Source organism: Ruegeria sp. A3M17, assembly GCF_003318255.1.
In the GTDB taxonomy this organism is placed as follows: Bacteria; Pseudomonadota; Alphaproteobacteria; order Rhodobacterales; family Rhodobacteraceae; genus Ruegeria.
Map to the genome: position 1 here is coordinate 142,493 of NZ_QOCF01000035.1, position 18,431 is coordinate 160,923.

The 18,431-nt window shown below is 57.0% G+C and carries 14 protein-coding genes and 1 pseudogene; 3 read left to right on the top strand and 12 right to left on the bottom strand.

All coding sequences use genetic code 11. The features are described 5' to 3' along the window. Positions 1 to 13 precede the first annotated feature (13 nt). From phnE (DS906_RS19220) to phnC, 4 genes are all read right to left on the bottom strand, one after another. Positions 14 to 1,381 (bottom strand): phosphonate ABC transporter, permease protein PhnE, encoded by a 1,368-nt coding sequence (gene phnE / locus DS906_RS19220; protein ID WP_113791679.1) that lies wholly within the window; start codon positions 1,379 to 1,381, stop codon positions 14 to 16. After that, positions 1,378 to 2,259: a phosphonate ABC transporter, permease protein PhnE gene (phnE, locus tag DS906_RS19225; protein WP_113791680.1), complete on the bottom strand. Its 882-nt coding sequence runs from the start codon at positions 2,257 to 2,259 to the stop codon at positions 1,378 to 1,380. The genes phnE (DS906_RS19220) and phnE (DS906_RS19225) overlap by 4 nt, the downstream gene beginning before the upstream one ends. A gap of 67 nt (positions 2,260 to 2,326) precedes the next feature. After that, positions 2,327 to 3,229: a phosphonate ABC transporter substrate-binding protein gene (phnD, locus tag DS906_RS19230; RefSeq protein WP_113791681.1), complete on the bottom strand. Its 903-nt coding sequence runs from the start codon at positions 3,227 to 3,229 to the stop codon at positions 2,327 to 2,329. Positions 3,230 to 3,294: 65 nt separating this feature from the next. After that, complete coding sequence (gene phnC, locus DS906_RS19235) at positions 3,295 to 4,116, bottom strand: phosphonate ABC transporter ATP-binding protein (protein ID WP_113791682.1); 822 nt, start codon at positions 4,114 to 4,116, stop codon at positions 3,295 to 3,297. A gap of 164 nt (positions 4,117 to 4,280) precedes the next feature. Here phnC and rpe point away from each other — a divergent pair, with 164 nt between their 5' ends. After that, the gene (gene rpe / locus DS906_RS19240; RefSeq protein ID WP_113791683.1) at positions 4,281 to 4,970 is read left to right on the top strand and encodes a ribulose-phosphate 3-epimerase; all 690 of its coding nucleotides are present in this window, start codon (positions 4,281 to 4,283) and stop codon (positions 4,968 to 4,970) included. A 25-nt stretch (positions 4,971 to 4,995) separates the two neighbouring features. On the opposite strand, the gene DS906_RS19245 is transcribed toward rpe, so the two are convergent. After that, entirely contained in the window at positions 4,996 to 6,348 is a 1,353-nt protein-coding gene (locus tag DS906_RS19245) for a tetratricopeptide repeat protein (RefSeq protein ID WP_113791684.1), read from the bottom strand. Positions 6,349 to 6,769: 421 nt separating this feature from the next. Between DS906_RS19245 and DS906_RS19255 the strand changes: the two genes are divergently transcribed. After that, the gene (locus DS906_RS19255; RefSeq protein WP_113791686.1) at positions 6,770 to 7,111 is read left to right on the top strand and encodes a RidA family protein; all 342 of its coding nucleotides are present in this window, start codon (positions 6,770 to 6,772) and stop codon (positions 7,109 to 7,111) included. 95 nt (positions 7,112 to 7,206) lie between these two features. Here the strand turns inward: DS906_RS19255 and tuf are convergent, their stop codons facing one another. From tuf to rpsL, 4 genes are read right to left on the bottom strand one after another with little or no spacing between them, the layout of a single operon-like run. Further along, positions 7,207 to 8,382, bottom strand: a complete 1,176-nt coding sequence (tuf, locus tag DS906_RS19260; protein WP_108861257.1) for an elongation factor Tu — start codon at positions 8,380 to 8,382, stop codon at positions 7,207 to 7,209. Between the two features lie 57 nt (positions 8,383 to 8,439). Then, entirely contained in the window at positions 8,440 to 10,557 is a 2,118-nt protein-coding gene (gene fusA / locus DS906_RS19265; protein ID WP_113791687.1) for an elongation factor G, read from the bottom strand. Between the two features lie 18 nt (positions 10,558 to 10,575). Continuing rightward, on the bottom strand, positions 10,576 to 11,046 hold the full coding sequence (gene rpsG / locus DS906_RS19270; RefSeq protein WP_113791688.1) for a 30S ribosomal protein S7: 471 nt from the start codon (positions 11,044 to 11,046) through the stop codon (positions 10,576 to 10,578). Between the two features lie 15 nt (positions 11,047 to 11,061). Further along, on the bottom strand, positions 11,062 to 11,433 hold the full coding sequence (gene rpsL, locus DS906_RS19275; protein WP_005621086.1) for a 30S ribosomal protein S12: 372 nt from the start codon (positions 11,431 to 11,433) through the stop codon (positions 11,062 to 11,064). Between the two features lie 385 nt (positions 11,434 to 11,818). Between rpsL and DS906_RS19280 the strand changes: the two genes are divergently transcribed. Next, complete coding sequence (locus tag DS906_RS19280; protein WP_113791857.1) at positions 11,819 to 12,625, top strand: putative rhamnosyl transferase; 807 nt, start codon at positions 11,819 to 11,821, stop codon at positions 12,623 to 12,625. Here DS906_RS19280 and DS906_RS19285 read toward each other — a convergent pair. The 3 genes and pseudogenes from DS906_RS19285 to rpoC form a co-directional block, all read right to left on the bottom strand. After that, positions 12,610 to 13,480, bottom strand: a pseudogene (locus tag DS906_RS19285) (DMT family transporter). The gene DS906_RS19280 and the pseudogene DS906_RS19285 sit on opposite strands and share 16 nt — an antisense overlap. Positions 13,481 to 13,567: 87 nt before the next feature. Continuing rightward, complete coding sequence (locus tag DS906_RS19290; protein WP_199528602.1) at positions 13,568 to 14,077, bottom strand: macro domain-containing protein; 510 nt, start codon at positions 14,075 to 14,077, stop codon at positions 13,568 to 13,570. Positions 14,078 to 14,158: 81 nt separating this feature from the next. Beyond that, positions 14,159 to 18,400: a DNA-directed RNA polymerase subunit beta' gene (rpoC, locus tag DS906_RS19295; RefSeq protein WP_113791689.1), complete on the bottom strand. Its 4,242-nt coding sequence runs from the start codon at positions 18,398 to 18,400 to the stop codon at positions 14,159 to 14,161. Between the last annotated feature and the right edge of the window lie 31 nt (positions 18,401 to 18,431).

Consider the following 18,431-nt stretch of genomic DNA (forward strand, 5'->3'; position numbering starts at 1 on the left):
CCTTAGTCATGAGTCACGGTAAAAAGAACGACTTTGCCTTTGTGTCCCTGGCTTTGCGTATCTTACCTGTCTCTCCCTGGATAAGCCGTCGGCGCAGCCAGCCCGAGAACCAGTCCATCAGCATCACCATCAGGATGATCAGGACAATGTAATAGGCAACCTCTTCCCAATCCTTCTGGGTGATGATCGCTTGCGTCAGCAACAGACCGATGCCACCGCCGGTGATCGCACCGATCACCGTGGCGCTACGGGTGTTGGATTCAAGGAAGTAGAGTAACTGACTCAGCAGCACCGGCGTCACCTGTGGGATCACACCATAGCGATAGCGTTGCGGTGCATTCGCCCCGGTGGATTGCACACCTTCGATCTGCTTTTCGTCGACGTTTTCCAGCGCTTCCGAGAATATCTTGCCGAACGTGCCGGTATCGGTCACCAGAATGGCCAGTGCTCCCGTCAGCGGGCCGGGTCCAAAAGCGCGGGCCAGAACAACCGTCCAGATCAGCGCGTCCACGCCGCGCACAAAGTCGAACACACGCCGTGTCAGAAACCGGACGGATTTGAGCGGGTTGAAATTGCGCGTGGCGAGAAACGCCAAAGGCAATGCGATCATACCCGCACCTAACGTGCCGAGAAATGCCATCAGGATGGTTTCAAAGATGGCCCATGCAACGTCTTGATGCCGCCACATCTTGTTGGTCCAAAAGTCGTTTAAGATTGCTCCAGCCTCACCCCGCGCAGCCAGTCCGGCCAATTCCGGAAACGGCTTACCATAGTAAGGGCTATCAAGCGTGAACCAGAACAGCTCCCACCCGTTGAAATAGCGAAAGACCTCGGACCGGTTGCGGGTCACGGTCAGACGCCCCGCATCCGTTGTAATCGCCATGCGGTTTTTTGAGACGTTGATCCAATCCGGCACCTCGCCTGCGGGCAGTTCAGCCTGAACACCAGCAGAACGGATCGGTGTCGCGCGAACAATGCCAAAGCCGGGGATTTCGTACTCGATGATCTTTGGGCCAAATCGGACGATGTGGCCGTCTTCCAGATCAATGACCGTAGTTTCGCCTAAACTCACCCAGTCCGGAGCCTCACCGTCGGGGTAGCGGCCTTTGCGTTCACCTTCGATCGCGGTTGAGACCTCACCAGTGCGATTGTCACGCGAAACATGCGTTTTGTAGCTGTAGCTGTCTGCGATCAGCGTTTTACCGTTTTCCCAATTCGCACGCTGGGCCATTCCAGACACGTCGAAAGCAAAGAACACGTAAACCAGATAGACAAAAACAAGCGCGGGCAATCCAAAGTTTGTCAGCCGTTTGCGGTTGAACAGACGGTCGGCCTCGGCCTTCAACTCGTCGATGGTCAGGTCAGTGGCAAAGGTGCTCATGCCAGTGCTCCTTTCTCGGAACCATGGGTCAGACGCTCACGCAGCAGGCCCGACATCTGATCGACAACAACAATCGTGACGAACAGCAGAAGGAAGATAGCTGCTGCTTCGTCATAACGCCCCTGCCCCCAGGACATCGCGTTGCGCAGCTCGTATCCCAGCCCGCCCGCACCAACAAAACCCAGAATGGCCGAGGCGCGAATGTTGATTTCGAACCGCAGCAGCGCATAGCTGACATAGTTCGGTCCAACCTGCGGGATCACGCCCAAATACATCCGCTGAGACCAGTTTGCGCCAACCGAATGAAGCCCCTCGACCGGTTTCAGAGAGGCATTTTCGTTCACTTCCGAGAACAGCTTGCCCAGCGCACCCGCCGTATGAATGGCAATGGCAATCATTGCGGGCACCGGACCACCGCCCAGCACAAAGATCAAAACCAAAGCGATAACGATCTCGGGGACCGCGCGAAAAACATCTGAGATGCGGCGGAATAGTGGAATCAGTGTGGGCCACAGTGCCATTCCGCGTGTCGACATCAACGCCAGAAACGTACCTAAAATTGTCCCGATCAGGGTCGAAGCCGCAGCGATGTTGAGTGTCTCAAGCAGCGCCGGAAAGAACTCTACCAGATTGGCAGGCAACGCGCCGATCTTTTCCCAAGCCTCGGACAGTACCTCGGCGGGGTAATCAAAGATGCGGCGCCAGCCATCTGTAAAGCTGCCTGCGTTTCGGCTGTCGGCGGTGCGAAAGCCGGCGGCCATCATCGCCACGAATACGATCAGAAGGATACCGCCATAGACCCGCTTGCGCCGGGTCATCTCGGTATAGTCGGTCCGGATCTGGTCGACGCTTGGGGACCCGGTGGTCAGGTCTGTCATGGAATACTCCTGAGTGGAAAAACGGGGTCCGGTTGTGCGCCGGACCCCGATCATTGCGCGTACGGGCTTAGTTGGACTTCAGCTTGCGCGCTTCGATGATGATTTCGTAAGCGTCGTGGGTGATCGGCATCAGGCCTTTGGATTCCCCCCCCAGAACGTTGTACATGCAGTCCGGATCAATCGAATTCATCGAGGCCAGCATACCGGTCATCTTGATTTTGACATCCTCGGGCAGTTCGGTGCGCAGAACGAACGGGCCTTCGGGGATCGGAGCGGATTTCCAAATCTCGACCAGGTCGTTCATGTCGACCAGACCGGCATCCACGGCACGGCGCAACGCACCGGACTGATAACCGTCTTCCCAGTCCCCTAGGCCGTCGGCCCATGTCACCCCACCGTCGACGTCACCGTTGTTTACGGCCACAATGGTCTGCTCATGACCACCGGTGAATTTGACTTCACCAAAATAGTCGCCCGAAGTCATGGTTGCGCCGGTTGCCTGCGGAATTTCGATTGACGGGATAAGGAAGCCCGAGGTCGAATTGGGGTCGCCAAAGCCAAAGGTCTTGCCCTTCATGCCTTCCAGCGCAGCAATGCCGCTGTCCTTGCGGGCAAATCCGATCGAATAGTAGCCATAGCTGCCATCGGTGTTGACTTTGACCAGAACAGGCTCGACCGCCTCAGGATCGCTCAGGTAGGTTTTGGCGTACCCCGATGCACCCAGCCAGGCCATGTCGATAGTGCCGCCAAGCAGCCCTTGAATGACACCGTTATAGTCCGCCGGTGCAAACAGTTTGGTTTCAACGCCCAGCAATTCCTGGGTCTGCTCGCGCAAGCATTCCTGCTTGCTCAGACGGTCCTGCGCGTTTTCTCCGCCCAAAATACCAATGCGGAATTCAGAAATCTCTTGCGCCATGGCTGGCGCGGCTATCGCAGTTGTGGCCACCAGGGCGGCAATCAGTTTTTTCATCTGTCTCTCTCCGGTTTGATGCGCCGGCCTTTCATCGGCCGGTCGATGAAAGGGTTGGGTCTGGCCTAGATGGTCGCCTCGGCTTCCATCAGCGCATTTTGGGTCGCGTCGAGTGTTTCGATCTGGGTCGAAGTTGCCTCTTCCGAGAAGCTGGCGTCGGCACCATAAATTTCGCGGGCCACGCCAGTTGTCAGTTGCTCGGGCAACCCGTCGAAAACGATACGTCCATCGCGCATACCGACGACGCGGTCGCAATAACGGCGGGCGGTATCCAGCGTATGCAGGTTAGCGATGATGGTGCGGCCGTCTTCCTCGTGGATGCGGCGCAGCGCCTGCATCACGACCTGCGCGTTCATCGGGTCAAGCGAAGCAATCGGTTCGTCAGCCAGAATGATCTTTGGGTCCTGCATCAGGGCGCGCGCGATGGCGACGCGCTGTTGCTGACCACCCGACAGCGCTTCGACGCGTTTGGGCGCGTGCGCGGCGATGCCGAGGCGATCCAGAATATCAATCGCCCGGTGGATATCTTCCATCGGGAACAGGTTGAACATGGTCGCCAGTGTCGAGTGGCGGTTCAACGTGCCATGCAGCACGTTCGACACCACATCCATACGCGGCACCAGATTGAACTGCTGAAAGATCATCGCGCAATCAGCCTGCCATGCGCGTTTATCACGGCCTTTCAGCTTGGTGATATCACGACCTTGAAACAGGATCTCGCCATCGCTTGCACCCGTTAGACGATTGATCATCCGCAACAACGTCGACTTGCCCGCGCCGGACCGCCCGATGATGCCAATCATGCATGGCTTGTCTACATCCAGCGTCGCTGCATCAACGGCCACGTTGTCGCCAAAGCGCTTGGTCAGTTTTTCTATCCGCAGCACGTGCCACCCCCAATTCGTGTTGGCGACTAGCTACAGGCGGGATTCAACGGCTTTGTGTCGGCACAGTGAAAGTTTTGTAAACACCCCTGCGCACCGAAGGCCTACCCATTGGCGCGTATCGCCGCTATACGCTGTGCCAACACGCTATCTATATGAGGCCATTCATGAGCTTTGACCGCAGCATCAAGATCGCCCCGTCGATCCTATCCGCAGATTTCGCAAATTTCGGTGCCGAGATTCAGGCCATCGAAGCCCAGGGGGCGGATTGGGTCCATATCGACGTCATGGACGGCCATTTCGTGCCCAACCTGACCTTTGGCCCACCCGCCGTCAAAGCGTTCCGCCCCCATGTCAAAACAGTCATGGACGTGCATCTGATGATCACACCGGTTGATCCGTACATTCAGGCCTACGCGGATGCAGGCGCCGATATCCTGACTGCACATATCGAGGCCGGGGCCCATACCCACCGTACTTTGCAGGCGATTCGCGCCGCTGGCATGAAGGCGGGCGTTGCGTTGAACCCCGGCACCCCGGCCGACGCGGTTGAACACCTGCTGGACCTGACCGATCTGGTTTGCGTCATGACAGTGAACCCCGGCTTTGGTGGCCAGAAATTCATCGACATGACCAGCAAGATTCGCAAACTGCGATCGATGATCGGAGACCGTCCGATCCATATCGAGATTGACGGTGGCGTCGACCCCAAGACCGCCCCGTTGGTGGCCGCAGCTGGTGCGGATGTGCTGGTCGCAGGTTCAGCCGTATTCAAGGGCGGTTCGGTCGATAACCCGGACGTCTACGGCGCAAACATCAAAGCGGTGCGTAGCGCGGCGGAATCGGCGATCTCGTAAATATCACTGCATTCGAAGTGACGCGCTAGTTCGAACGTTGCGCATCACTTGTCGCATCCGGTTGGCGGTTTTCGTACCGAGCACGCATCTTGATCGCTTGCATGAACCGTCCCTCGGCTACCAAAGCGACCAGAAAATCGCCAAGGTAGTCCTGATGCAGGCCTGCGGCGGTGGCAGAATCGAACATGCTTTCTGCTGCATCGAACCTGTCTTCAGCCAGCATCACCAGTGCATTCGTATATTGCTCAAACTCTCCATCGGGATGGAGTCCAAGCGCCTGATCAATGGCATCACGCGCCTCGTCCGTGTGGCCCAGACCTAACGCAATATCCGCATGCAGGCGGTGGTCAAAGCGGTCGGCACCCTCAAGCGCGACACTGCGTCGAATGTGAAAAAGTGCAGCTTCATAATCGAGGTCGTCCGCCAACAGGTTGGCCCGCCAATAAAGCAGATAGCTGCCCGGCCCCACCCGGCTTTCCGCCAGCTCCAACACCTCATGCGCCTGTGATCTTTGGCCTAGGTCCGACAGCGCCCGCGCCTTTCGCACGTAGCCGTCCGTGTCATCAGGTTCGGCCTCAATCACCGCTTCTGCATCTTTCAATGCTTGTTTGGGCCGATCCAGCATCAGCAGGATAAGGGACCGGCGCGATAATGCGGTCACGAAATCCGGCTTCAGTTCCAATGCCCGGCTTACATGGTCAAACGCGGCTTCCCAATCGTTCTGCTCGGACAACAGAAAGGCGACTCCGTATTCCGCATATGGATCATATGGATCGAGGTCGCTGGCGGTACTGAACATGCTCAGCGCTTCGTCCTGCCGGTGATGGTCCACCAATTTCCAGGCCAGTTCCCGCATCGCCCAAGTGTATTCCGGGTTCAGGGCCAGAGCGGTTTGCATCAACTCTTCGAAATCGGCAAAATCCATCTCTCCGGCCCGGCGCGCGCTGGCGGCCAGACCAGCCATGTTGCTTGCATTGGGCTTGCGCGATACGGCTTGCCTAAACAACGCGGTCGCAGCCGCATAATCATCGCGATTGTAATGCACCCACGCCCGCCCCTGCAGCCCAAGCTCGGCATCGGGATTCAAGGCCAGGATTTCGGCAAACGCGTCATCGGCCTGATCCATATCATCGAGATCATAGTAGGCCCATGCCAGCTTATCCAACATCTCAATACGCTGCCGATCAGACGCGCCGACATCACCCAGCCCGTGCTGGCAGACTTCGATGATACGCTCTAGTGTGTCACTCTGATCCAGGCAGGCGGAAACATAGGTTTCCTGAGAGTTCGTAAGCAAAGGCTTGGCCTGCCCTACGCCAGCAATCGCGATCATTGCTGTTAGGGAAAATCCGGTGAATTTTGTTAACAATTTGATCATGCTGCCGAAAACCTGAATGTCTGCCGCAAGAATACTGACAATTGTGAAAAGAAAAAGACCGCCCCGGGTGACGCGGCCAAAAAATTCGCCTGTGTGCCGAAGGAAGCCCCCCGCAGATCTTTCAGAGATTTTACGGAAGGGCTGGCGGTGGCAGTTTTGTTGTAGGTATCAACGGCCTTTACAATCCACGCCGAGGCCACTCAGCGCCGGCATGGAAAAGCCCGTTCGCGTTTGAACGGAAGAAAGCAAAAACAAGCAATCGAGGCGGCACGAATGCGTGATAGATCCACGCGCTTTCAGATTACGTTTGTTTCCTGTGTATTAAATTTCTCTGAAACGCACTCAAACGGTTTCCGTTTGCCATACTGGTGGATTGTGGCCATGAACGACCGTATCCGACACCAGAAAACGAGAATACCCCATGATTGAACGCATCGACACCGGCGAACGGTCCTCCAAAATTGTGAAACATAACGGCGTGGCCTACCTGACCGGGCAAGTCGCCGAGGGCGAGACGATTCAGGAACAGGTCCGAATTTGCCTCGACAAGATTGACGCCCTTCTCGAACAGGCTGGCTCATCGCGCGAAAATATGCTGTGCGTAACAATCTGGCTGGCGGACATGAAGGATTTTGCCGGATTGAACGAGGTCTGGAATGCCTGGGTTCCAAAGGGCCATGCCCCTGCGCGGGCTTGCGGCGAAGCCAAATTGGCGCGCGCCGAGCTGAAAGTGGAATTCATCGTCGACGCGGCCTACGATTAATTCCTTTCCGCACAACGCGTGCTGACCATAGCAGGAATGCAAACAAAAAAGGGCGTCCCGAGGGACGCCCTTTTCGTTTGGTATCTCGCGAGCGCTTACTCGACGATTTTCGACACGACGCCGGCGCCGACGGTGCGGCCGCCTTCACGGATGGCGAAACGCAGGCCGTTTTCCATTGCGATCGGTGCGATCAGCTCAACCTCGAACGACACGTTGTCGCCAGGCATAACCATCTCGGTGCCAGCTGCCAGGGTCACGGTCCCGGTCACGTCAGTCGTACGGAAGTAGAACTGCGGACGGTAGTTCGCGAAGAACGGAGTGTGACGACCGCCTTCTTCCTTGGTCAAGATATAGGCTTCGGCTTCGAACTTGGTGTGCGGTGTAACCGAACCCGGCTTACACAGAACCTGACCACGCTCAACGCCTTCACGGTCGATGCCGCGCAGCAGGGCGCCGATGTTGTCGCCCGCTTCGCCGCGATCCAGCAGCTTGCGGAACATTTCAACACCGGTACAGGTGGTTTTCTGAGTGTCACGGATGCCGACGATTTCGATCTCGTCGCCAACGTTGATCACGCCACGCTCAACACGGCCGGTCACAACGGTACCACGACCCGAGATCGAGAACACGTCTTCGACCGGCATCAGGAACGGCTGGTCAACAGCGCGCTCAGGCGTCGGGATGTACTCGTCCACGGCAGCCATCAGCTTGCGGATCGATTCTTCGCCGATTTCCGGCTTGTTGCCTTCCATCGCGGCCAGAGCCGAACCTGCGATGACCGGAATGTCGTCGCCGGGGTAGTCATACGAAGACAGCAACTCGCGGATTTCCATTTCCACCAGTTCCAGCAGCTCTTCGTCGTCAACCTGATCCACTTTGTTCATGAACACGACCATGGTCGGGATGCCAACCTGGCGACCCAGCAAGATGTGCTCGCGCGTTTGCGGCATCGGGCCGTCAGCAGCGTTCACAACCAGGATCGCGCCGTCCATCTGAGCGGCACCGGTGATCATGTTCTTGACGTAGTCGGCGTGGCCGGGGCAGTCGACGTGCGCATAGTGACGCGTGTCGGTCTCGTATTCCACGTGGGCGGTCGAGATGGTGATGCCACGTGCTTTTTCTTCAGGCGCGCCGTCAATCTGATCATACGCTTTGAAGTCACCGAAATACTTGGTGATTGCTGCAGTCAGCGTGGTCTTGCCGTGGTCAACGTGGCCAATCGTGCCGATGTTGACGTGCGGCTTATTACGCTCAAACTTTTCCTTTGCCATGATGGCCTCCTGTCATTGATTAGGGGAAGAGGCCAAACGCCCCTTCCCCGATTTCGCTTATGCGTATTTCGCCTGAATCTCGTCCGAGATATTCTGCGGAACCGGATCGTAGTGGTCGAACTGCATGGTAAACTGGGCACGGCCCGACGACATCGAACGCAGAGTGTTGATGTAGCCGAACATGTTGGCCAGCGGAACGAACGCGTCGATCGCGATGGCGTTGCCGCGGTTTTCCTGACCGGAAACCTGTCCCCGACGTGATGTCAGGTCGCCGATGATGCCGCCGGTGTATTCTTCCGGGGTGATCACTTCGACCTTCATGATCGGCTCAAGCAGTTTCGCACCGGCTTTGCGCATGCCTTCACGCATACCCATACGAGCCGCGATTTCAAACGCCAGAACCGAGGAGTCTACGTCGTGGTATTTACCTTCGATCAGGGCAACTTTGAAGTCGATCACGGGGAAGCCAGCCAATGGGCCGCTATCCATGACGGATCTGATGCCTTTTTCGACACCCGGGATATATTCCTTGGGTACCGAACCACCAACAACGCGGGATTCGAACGAATAGCCTTCGCCCGGTTCTGTCGGCGAGATGATCATCTTCACCTCGGCAAACTGACCCGAACCACCCGACTGTTTCTTGTGGGTGTAAACGATCTCGGCTTCGTGACCGATGGTTTCGCGATAGGCCACCTGCGGCGCACCAATGTTCGCTTCAACCTTGAATTCACGCTTGAGACGGTCAATCAGGATGTCCAGGTGAAGTTCGCCCATGCCCTTCATGATGGTCTGACCGCTTTCGATGTCAGTTTCCACGCGGAAGGACGGGTCTTCTGCAGCCAAACGGCCCAGACCCTGGCTCATCTTTTCCTGGTCAGCCTTGGTTTTCGGCTCAACCGCAATCTCGATCACCGGATCGGGGAAGGTCATCGTTTCTAGAACCACCGGATCGCCGGTCGAACACAGAGTGTCGCCCGTGGTGGTGTCTTTCAGACCTGCCAGCGCGATAATGTCGCCTGCGAATGCTTCCGTGATTTCCTCACGATCATTCGAGTGCATCATCATCATCCGGCCGATACGCTCTTTCTTACCCTTGGTCGAGTTCAGAAGCGTGTCGCCCTTGCCCAGAGTACCCGAATAGATGCGGGTAAAGGTCAGCGAGCCAACAAAGGGGTCGTTCATGATTTTGAACGCCAGGCCCGAGAACGCCATGTCATCATCCGCGCGGCGGGCGATGTTACGGGTTTCTTCTTCGTCACCGGGTTTGAAGCCCATGTAATCAACAACGTCCAGCGGGCTGGGCAGATAGTCGATCACAGCATTCAACAGCGGCTGAACGCCTTTGTTCTTGAACGCCGAACCACCCAGAACCGGAACAAACGCGATTTCCAAAGTACCTTTGCGCAGCAGGGCGCGCAGGGTCGGAACGTCGGGCTCATTGCCTTCCAGGTATTCCATCATCGCGTCGTCGTCCATTTCGACGGCCGCTTCGACCATTTTACCGCGCCATTCGTCGGCCATGTCTTTCAGGCTATCGCGGATCGGAGCTTTGATCCAGGATGCACCCAGATCTTCACCCTGCCACAACCATTCTTCCATGGTGACGAGGTCAATCAGACCTTCCAGCTCGGTCTCTGCGCCGATCGGGATACCAACCGGAACAGCACGTGCGCCGGTGCGGTCTTCGATCATTTCAACGCAGTTGAAGAAGTCGGCGCCGATCTTGTCCATCTTGTTGACGAACACCATACGCGGAACCTTGTAGCGGTCAGCCTGACGCCACACGGTTTCGGTCTGTGGCTCAACACCGGCGTTTGCGTCCAGAACACAGACAGCACCGTCGAGAACCGCCAGAGAGCGTTCAACTTCGATGGTGAAGTCAACGTGACCGGGGGTGTCGATGATGTTCAGGCGGTGCTTGGGCGAGTCAGGTGTTTCACCATCTTCGGTGCGTTCCCAGAATGTGGTGGTCGCAGCCGAGGTGATGGTGATTCCGCGTTCCTGCTCCTGCTCCATCCAGTCCATGGTGGCTGCACCGTCGTGCACCTCACCAATGTTGTGGGATTTGCCGGTGTAATACAGGATACGTTCCGAGCAGGTGGTCTTACCTGCATCGATATGCGCCATAATACCGAAGTTACGGTAATGGTTAAGTGTATATTCGCGTGCCATTTTGATAAGCCTCTGGAATTACCAACGGTAGTGGCTGAAGGCTTTGTTCGCCTCGGCCATCTTGTGGGTGTCTTCACGCTTCTTAACGGCGGTACCGCGGGACTGTACGGCGTCCATCAGTTCACCAGCGAGGCGTTCTTCCATTGTGTTTTCGTTACGGCCACGCGCAGCAGTGATCAGCCAGCGGATGGCCAGTGCTTCGCGGCGCTCGGGGCGCACTTCGACCGGAACCTGATAGGTTGCACCACCAACCCGGCGCGAGCGAACCTCGACCGACGGTTTGATGTTGTCGAGTGCTTCGTGGAACACTTCGACAGGAGCGCGCTTGATCTTGCCTTCAACGCGGTCAAAGGCGTTGTAAACGATGCGCTCTGCAACCGACTTTTTTCCGTCGATCATCAGGTTGTTCATGAATTTTGTCAGTACCTTGTCGCCAAATTTGGCGTCAGGCAGGACTTCGCGTTTTTCGGCGGCGTGACGACGTGACATATCAGCCTCTCCTTCTTATTTGGGACGCTTCGCGCCGTATTTCGAACGACGTTGCTTACGGTCTTTGACGCCTTGGGTATCTAGAACACCGCGCAGGATGTGGTAACGGACACCGGGAAGGTCTTTTACACGGCCGCCACGGATCAGAACAACCGAGTGTTCCTGCAGGTTGTGGCTTTCACCGGGGATGTACGAGATGACCTCGAACCCGTTGGTCAGGCGCACTTTGGCAACCTTACGCATCGCCGAGTTCGGCTTTTTCGGTGTGGTGGTGTACACGCGGGTACAGACGCCGCGCTTTTGCGGGCACTGCTCAAGGTGCATCGACTTCGAGCGTTTTACTTTGGGCTGCCGCGGCTTGCGGATCAGCTGTTGGATCGTTGGCATTCCGGTTATATCCCCGTTTTGCAACACATATGACATGCACGCGCGATGCGTGCGGTTAAATTCGCTGCACTCATGCGTCCACAAGCGCAAAACCCGCGAGCGTTCCCATTCCGAGGTGAACGTCGCGGTTTGTTATCAGAGGGCGCGAACGATAAAAGTGTCCAGGCCTTGACCAGTTCATTACTGGAATCGGTTGTGGGGCGGCCCCCGGCACCGAGATGACGCGCGTATATGGGGAGTCGGCCCGAGTGTCAACAGCACATACCCGCCAAGCCAATTGGCAGCGTTTTATCAAGACTTAGCTGCAGCTTCCAGTGCCACTCGCCCGTTGCCGGCAATTGCGGACTTCTGCATAGTGGCCGCGAAACTTTTCGATGGACGAAACATGCAAGTCATTGGCCTGTGCCGCTTTTCCTACCCCGCAATCGGCGGCTATCAGGTTGAACACGAAACTGTCGAAGAGCGTCGTCAATACCTGTATAACCCAGAGCGGCTGGAAGAACGGTTTCGTCTGTTTGAAACCACCACCCTGCCCGGTTTTCGGGAACAGACAGACGAGGACTTTGAACTGGTGGTGCTGATCGGCGAATGTCTTCCCCAAAAGTCCATGGACCGGCTGTATGATCTCACCTCGGGCATTAGACAGATCCGCATCGTCAAGCGTACACCAGCCCGGCACCGCCCGGTCGTCAAAGAGGTTCTGCACAGTGCCCGCACCGACCCGGATAAGCCGTGCCTCCAGTTTCGGCATGACGACGATGATGCCGTCTCGGTCGACTTTGTCGTACGTCTGCGCCTTGCGGCGATTGACGCAAGAGGACTGACCCGGAATAGCCGAACGGTCGGGCTGGATTTCAACAGCGGGTTTCTGGCGCGGTTTGGACCGGATGGCACTCAAGCTCTCCCGGTGTTCCGATCCCTTTTGGGCGTTGGTCTGGGGATGTATATTGCCGGCGGCTGCAAACACACGATCATGAGTTTCACGCACCACAAGATCGGTCGTTTCATGCCCGTGATCAGCTATCCCGACGCGCCCATGTGGGTGCGTACGCTGAACAACTTCAACGACTCCCCCCATGCCCGCGCCAGCAAGACCGAGCTGTCCCCACTGACACCGGAACAAGAAGGCGAGTTCATTGCGCGATTTGCCATTGAACAGGACAAGGTGCGGCGGGCTCACTCAGCTGGTTGAGACTGACGTTCCCGGAACAGGGTGAACAGCCCCGCACCCACAACCAGAACAGCGCCGAACATCGTGATCGTATCGGGCCAATCGCCAAAAATGACCCAACCCAACCCCAAAGCCCAGATCAGGCTGGAATACCGGAACGGCGCGATAAACCCGACGTCGCCTTCGCGCATGACCATGACGCTGCAAAGATATCCGGTCAGAACAAAGACCGCAGCTGAGGACACCATTATCCCAGCCCCCAGTGTAACCGGCTCCCACCCTGTGACTGCAGTTGCGATCCCTGCGGCCAATGTAATGGAAACCGTCGTCGCCAATGTGACCGTCAAGGAAGGAACATGCGTCGACATGCGCCGGGTAATCAGATCACGCGCGGTGACGGATGCCACGGCAATCAGAGCGTAAATCGCGTAAATACTGAACCCATCAGGCCCCGGCCGTACGATCAGCAACATTCCGGCAAAGCCCATCCCGATCGCTAGAATGCGGCGCCAGCCGATATGCTCACCAAAAAACAGTACGGCGCCCAACGTCACCGTAAGTGGCAACGCTTGAAGAACGGCCGTTACATTCGCCAGCGGCATATGTAAAAGCGCTGTCAGAAAGAAGAATGTGGCCGACAACTCAGCTAAGCAGCGTGCAGCAACAAGCCACTTGTCATGGCGCGGAAAGTTCAGGTGAAGCGCCCCAAGATGACGCGCCATCAGAAACACCAATAACGTCGCCAAGACTCCGCGGATCGCAACCATCTGAAACAGCGGCAATTCTGCCCCCCGCAACCTTGATCAATGCGTCATTCACGGTAAAGGCGGCCATGCTGCCCATCATCAGCATAGCGCCCTTCACATTCGGGGTCATAGTGGCGGATTCCAATACTTAAAAGAAACTTGGCCCATTGGCCGTAAGCCCGTGAACGATGTCAATATGCAACGTCGAGCCTGCTGATCAGCCAGGCAAGATCACCAACGTGTGGTCCATACCCGCAAGAGCTGCTTCAATGAGCGGCGCGACCTCTGCCCAATCGCCACCGGCCAGACCAGCACCGATCATCGGATAGCCGATCCGCGATGCGGGGAATGCGCGTGCAATCTTCGAAAAACAACCCGAGATCGCGTCATATTCCACAAGTCGCCCCGGCCCCTCCCAATGAAACTGGGTATAGGCATTAACCACTACAAATTCGGTCGTGCCCCGCGTGATCTGGACCGAAGAAATCGTTCCGAGTTTTGATCGGGACCCAAGGTCCGTCTGCTTGTCGGCCTCAAGCGCATCAGGGAATTCCGCCGCAATCGCCCGTGCTATCCCGGCCCCCATCGCATGGAAGCAATTGCAACCGTGAATGATGACATCAAACTCACCATTCAGCGCAAGCTGTATCAAATCACCCTTGATTGTAGGCATCATGCATCCCTTGATCAGTGGGTCGCTGTCTTCGAGACTATTCAGTTGTATCATGATCGGGCGAAAGCACACCAAGGGCAAAAGAAAAGGCCCCGCGAAATCGCAGGGCCTTTCCGTATTTCTATGATGAGTAAGTTACTCGCGGCTTTCCGGCGTTTCCACCAGAACGTCCAGCTCGTCACCGACCATATCGTCATCCATGACCGGCGCGGCCAGGGCAGCGGCCGCTTCGGCCTCTTCCCGGCGGGCTTCGATCACGACGTTGTCGCGGCCTTGCGCAACCTGGCGCACGGCCTGAGTGGCCCCACCGGTACCGGCTGGGATCAGACGACCAACGATGACGTTCTCTTTCAGGCCAACCAACTTGTCCTTCTTGCCCTGAACCGAAGCCTCGGTCAGAACGCGGGTGGTTTCCTGGAACGACGCCGCCGAGATGAACGAACGTGTCTGCAGCGAGGCTTTGGTGATCCCCAAGAGGATCGGTTCGCCCTGAGCCGGACGACCACCACGCGAGAGTGTTTTCTCGTTGGCCGCGTCAAACTCCTGCTTGTCGACATGCTCGCCTTTCAGCAGGGTAGTGTCGCCTGAATCCAGGATCTCCCACTTCTGCAGCATCTGACGCACGATGACTTCGATGTGCTTGTCGTTGATCTTCACGCCTTGCAGACGGTAAACATCCTGCACCTCGTCGATCATGTAATCCGCCAGCGCTTCGACACCCATGATGGACAGGATGTCATGCGGAGCCGGGTTACCGTCCATCAGGTATTCACCCTTCTGGATGAAGTCGCCTTCCGCGACCGGGATATGCTTACCCTTGGGCACCATATACTCGATCGTTTCCATCGACTCGTCCGCCGGTTCGATGCTGATGCGGCGCTTGTTCTTGTAGTCGCGGCCAAAGCGCACGTAACCATCGGCTTCTGCGATGATCGCGTGATCTTTCGGACGGCGGGCTTCGAACAGTTCAGCCACACGTGGCAGACCACCGGTGATGTCCTTGGTCTTGGCGCCTTCACGCGGGATACGCGCAACGACTTCACCAGCCTCGATTTTATCACCGTCTTCGATCGACAGGATCGCATCCACCGACATCGGATAGTGAACCGGGTTTCCCGCATCGTTGCGAACCGGCTCGCCATCTTCACCAACCAGAATGATCTCGGGCTTTAGGTCGCTGCCTTTGGGGGCGGCGCGCCAGTCGATCACGATTTTCTGGGTCATGCCGGTTGCATCGTCGGTCTCATCGCGGACAGCAATGCCCGAAACAAGGTCGACATACTTCGCGGTACCGGCTTTTTCGGCGATGATTGGCAGAGTATAGGGATCCCACTCGTACAGCTTGTCGCCACGGGCAACCTTGGCGCCGTCCTTGACGAACAGTTTGGAGCCGTAGCTCAGCTTGTGGCTGGCACGTTCCTCGCCGTGTTCGTCCTTGATCACCAGCTTCATGTTCCGGCCCATAACCAGGATTTCGCCTGCGGAATTGGCCAGAACCTGCGGGTTCTCGAACGAAACCACACCGTCTTGGCTAGCTTCCTGGAACGACTGCTGACCACCTTGGGCAACACCGCCGATGTGGAAGGTCCGCATCGTCAGCTGTGTACCAGGTTCACCGATGGACTGGGCGGCGATGATGCCGACAGCCTCACCCGTGTTGACCCGCGTACCACGTGCAAGGTCACGACCATAGCAGGTGGCACAAACGCCTTCCTCGGACTCACAGGTCAGAGGCGAGCGGATGCGCATCGACGCGACAGCAGCCTCGTCAATGATGTCGGCCATGCGTTCGTCGATCAACTGACCCGCGGCGACCAGAACCTCATCCGTACCCGGACGCAGAACATCATCGGCCGAAACACGACCCAGCACACGTTCGGCCAGCGAAGCGACAACCTCACCGTCGTTGACCGCAGCTTCGGCAGTGATCGCACGTTCAGTACCACAGTCGATCTCACGAACGATGCAGTCCTGCGCCACGTCCACCAGACGACGGGTCAGGTAACCCGAGTTCGCCGTCTTCAGAGCGGTATCCGACAGACCCTTACGGGCACCGTGGGTCGAGTTGAAGTACTCGAGAACAGTCAGACCTTCTTTAAAGTTCGAGATGATCGGCGTCTCGATGATGTCACCGTTCGGCTTGGCCATCAGACCGCGCATACCGCCCAGCTGTTTCATCTGAGTAACCGAGCCACGCGCACCCGAGTGGGCCATCATGTAGACCGAGTTTGGTTCTTGTTCGGAACCATCCTCTGCCCGATCCGAAGACGAGATCGTGCCCATCATCGCATCGGTTACGCGGTCGTTACACTTCGACCAGGCATCGACAACTTTGTTGTACTTTTCGCCCTGCGTGATCAGACCATCCATGTACTGCTGTTCAAAGTCTTTTACCTGACTGCGGGTCTCATCAACGATGCCCCACTTGTCATCAGGGATGACCATGTCGTCCTTACCGAACGAGATGCCCGCCTTGAACGCTTCTTTGAAGCCCATCGACATGATCTGGTCACAGAAAATAACCGACTCTTTCTGACCGCAGTAGCGGTAGACGGTGTCGATTACCTGCTGCACTTCTTTCTTCCGCAGCAGACGGTTGACCAGTTCGAACGGTGCCTTGTTGTTCGTCGGCAGCAAGGCGCCCAGACGCAGACGACCTGGCGTGGTCTCGAAACGCTTCTGTACTTCGTTGCCTTCATCGTCGATCTGCGTGACCCGCGCGGTGATCTTGGTGTGCAGGTGAACTTCGCCTGCATCCAACGCGTGCTGAACTTCGTCGATCGAACCAAAGACCTTGCCTTCGCCCGGCATGCCTTCGCGTTCCAGCGTCACATAGTACAGACCCAGGATCATATCCTGCGACGGAACGATGATCGGCGCGCCGTTTGCAGGCGACAGAACGTTGTTCGTCGACATCATCAGAACACGGGCTTCCAGTTGCGCCTCAAGGCTGAGGGGCACGTGAACCGCCATCTGGTCACCGTCGAAGTCAGCGTTGAAGGCCGAGCAGACCAGCGGGTGCAGCTGAATCGCCTTACCTTCGATCAGAACCGGCTCAAACGCCTGAATGCCAAGACGGTGCAGCGTCGGCGCACGGTTCAGCATAACAGGGTGTTCGCGGATCACCTCGTCGAGGATATCCCACACTTCGGGACGCTCTTTTTCGACCAGTTTCTTCGCCTGCTTCACGGTCGAAGACAGACCCTTGGCTTCAAGGCGCGAATAGATGAACGGCTTGAACAGCTCCAACGCCATCTTCTTCGGCAGACCACACTGGTGCAGCTTCAGCTCGGGACCGGTCACAATAACCGAACGTCCTGAGAAGTCGACGCGCTTACCCAGAAGGTTCTGACGGAAGCGGCCCTGTTTCCCTTTCAGCATGTCCGACAGCGATTTCAGCGGACGCTTGTTGGCGCCGGTGATTACGCGGCCACGACGGCCGTTGTCAAACAGAGCGTCAACGGATTCCTGCAACATCCGCTTTTCGTTGCGGACGATGATGTCAGGTGCGCGCAGTTCGATCAGACGCTTCAGACGGTTGTTCCGGTTGATGACGCGGCGATACAGATCGTTCAGATCCGAAGTCGCGAAACGGCCACCATCCAGCGGAACCAGCGGACGCAGTTCCGGCGGAATGACCGGGATCACGGTCATCACCATCCACTCGGGGCGGTTGCCTGACTCGAGGAAGGATTCAACAACCTTCAGACGCTTGATGATCTTCTTGGGCTTCAGCTCGCCGGTTGCTTCTGCCAGATCAGCGCGCAGCTGTTCGGCTTCGGCTTCCAGATCGATCTGGGCCAGCATCTCACGGATAGCTTCGGCACCAATGTTCGCAGTGAACGCGTCCATGCCATAGGCATCCTGCGCGTCCATGAACTCTTCTTCGGTCAACATCTGGCCATAAGACAAGTCGGTCAGACCGGGCTCAATGACGACATAGTTTTCAAAGTACAGAACACGTTCCAGATCGCGCAGCGTCATGTCCAGCATCAGACCGATGCGGGACGGCAGCGATTTCAGGAACCAGATGTGCGCAACGGGCGCTGCCAATTCGATGTGGCCCATACGCTCGCGGCGGACTTTCTGCAGGGTGACTTCCACACCACATTTCTCGCAGACAACGCCGCGATACTTCATCCGCTTATATTTGCCGCACAGACATTCGTAATCTTTGATTGGGCCAAAGATACGCGCACAGAACAGACCGTCACGCTCGGGCTTGAACGTCCGGTAGTTGATGGTTTCGGGTTTCTTGATCTCGCCATAGGACCAAGACAGAATCCGCTCGGGCGACGCCAAGGAGACTTTGATCTCGTCAAAGACTTTCGGCGGCGTCAGCGGGTTGAACGGGTTATTGGTGATTTCCTGGTTCATTTTGCGTCCTTACAAATTGGGATGGGATGAG

Excerpts from the sequence above, each read along its gene's own strand:
- phnE (WP_113791679.1), bottom strand. The coding sequence starts at position 1,381 with ATGAGCACCTTTGCCACTGACCTGACCATCGACGAGTTGAAGGCCGAG.
- phnE (WP_113791680.1), bottom strand. The coding sequence starts at position 2,259 with ATGACAGACCTGACCACCGGGTCCCCAAGCGTCGACCAGATCCGGACC.
- phnD (WP_113791681.1), bottom strand. The coding sequence starts at position 3,229 with ATGAAAAAACTGATTGCCGCCCTGGTGGCCACAACTGCGATAGCCGCG.
- rpe (WP_113791683.1), top strand. The coding sequence starts at position 4,281 with ATGAGCTTTGACCGCAGCATCAAGATCGCCCCGTCGATCCTATCCGCA.
- DS906_RS19245 (WP_113791684.1), bottom strand. The coding sequence starts at position 6,348 with ATGATCAAATTGTTAACAAAATTCACCGGATTTTCCCTAACAGCAATG.
- DS906_RS19255 (WP_113791686.1), top strand. The coding sequence starts at position 6,770 with ATGATTGAACGCATCGACACCGGCGAACGGTCCTCCAAAATTGTGAAA.
- tuf (WP_108861257.1), bottom strand. The coding sequence starts at position 8,382 with ATGGCAAAGGAAAAGTTTGAGCGTAATAAGCCGCACGTCAACATCGGC.
- fusA (WP_113791687.1), bottom strand. The coding sequence starts at position 10,557 with ATGGCACGCGAATATACACTTAACCATTACCGTAACTTCGGTATTATG.
- rpsG (WP_113791688.1), bottom strand. The coding sequence starts at position 11,046 with ATGTCACGTCGTCACGCCGCCGAAAAACGCGAAGTCCTGCCTGACGCC.
- rpsL (WP_005621086.1), bottom strand. The coding sequence starts at position 11,433 with ATGCCAACGATCCAACAGCTGATCCGCAAGCCGCGGCAGCCCAAAGTA.
- DS906_RS19280 (WP_113791857.1), top strand. The coding sequence starts at position 11,819 with ATGCAAGTCATTGGCCTGTGCCGCTTTTCCTACCCCGCAATCGGCGGC.
- DS906_RS19290 (WP_199528602.1), bottom strand. The coding sequence starts at position 14,077 with ATGATACAACTGAATAGTCTCGAAGACAGCGACCCACTGATCAAGGGA.
- rpoC (WP_113791689.1), bottom strand. The coding sequence starts at position 18,400 with ATGAACCAGGAAATCACCAATAACCCGTTCAACCCGCTGACGCCGCCG.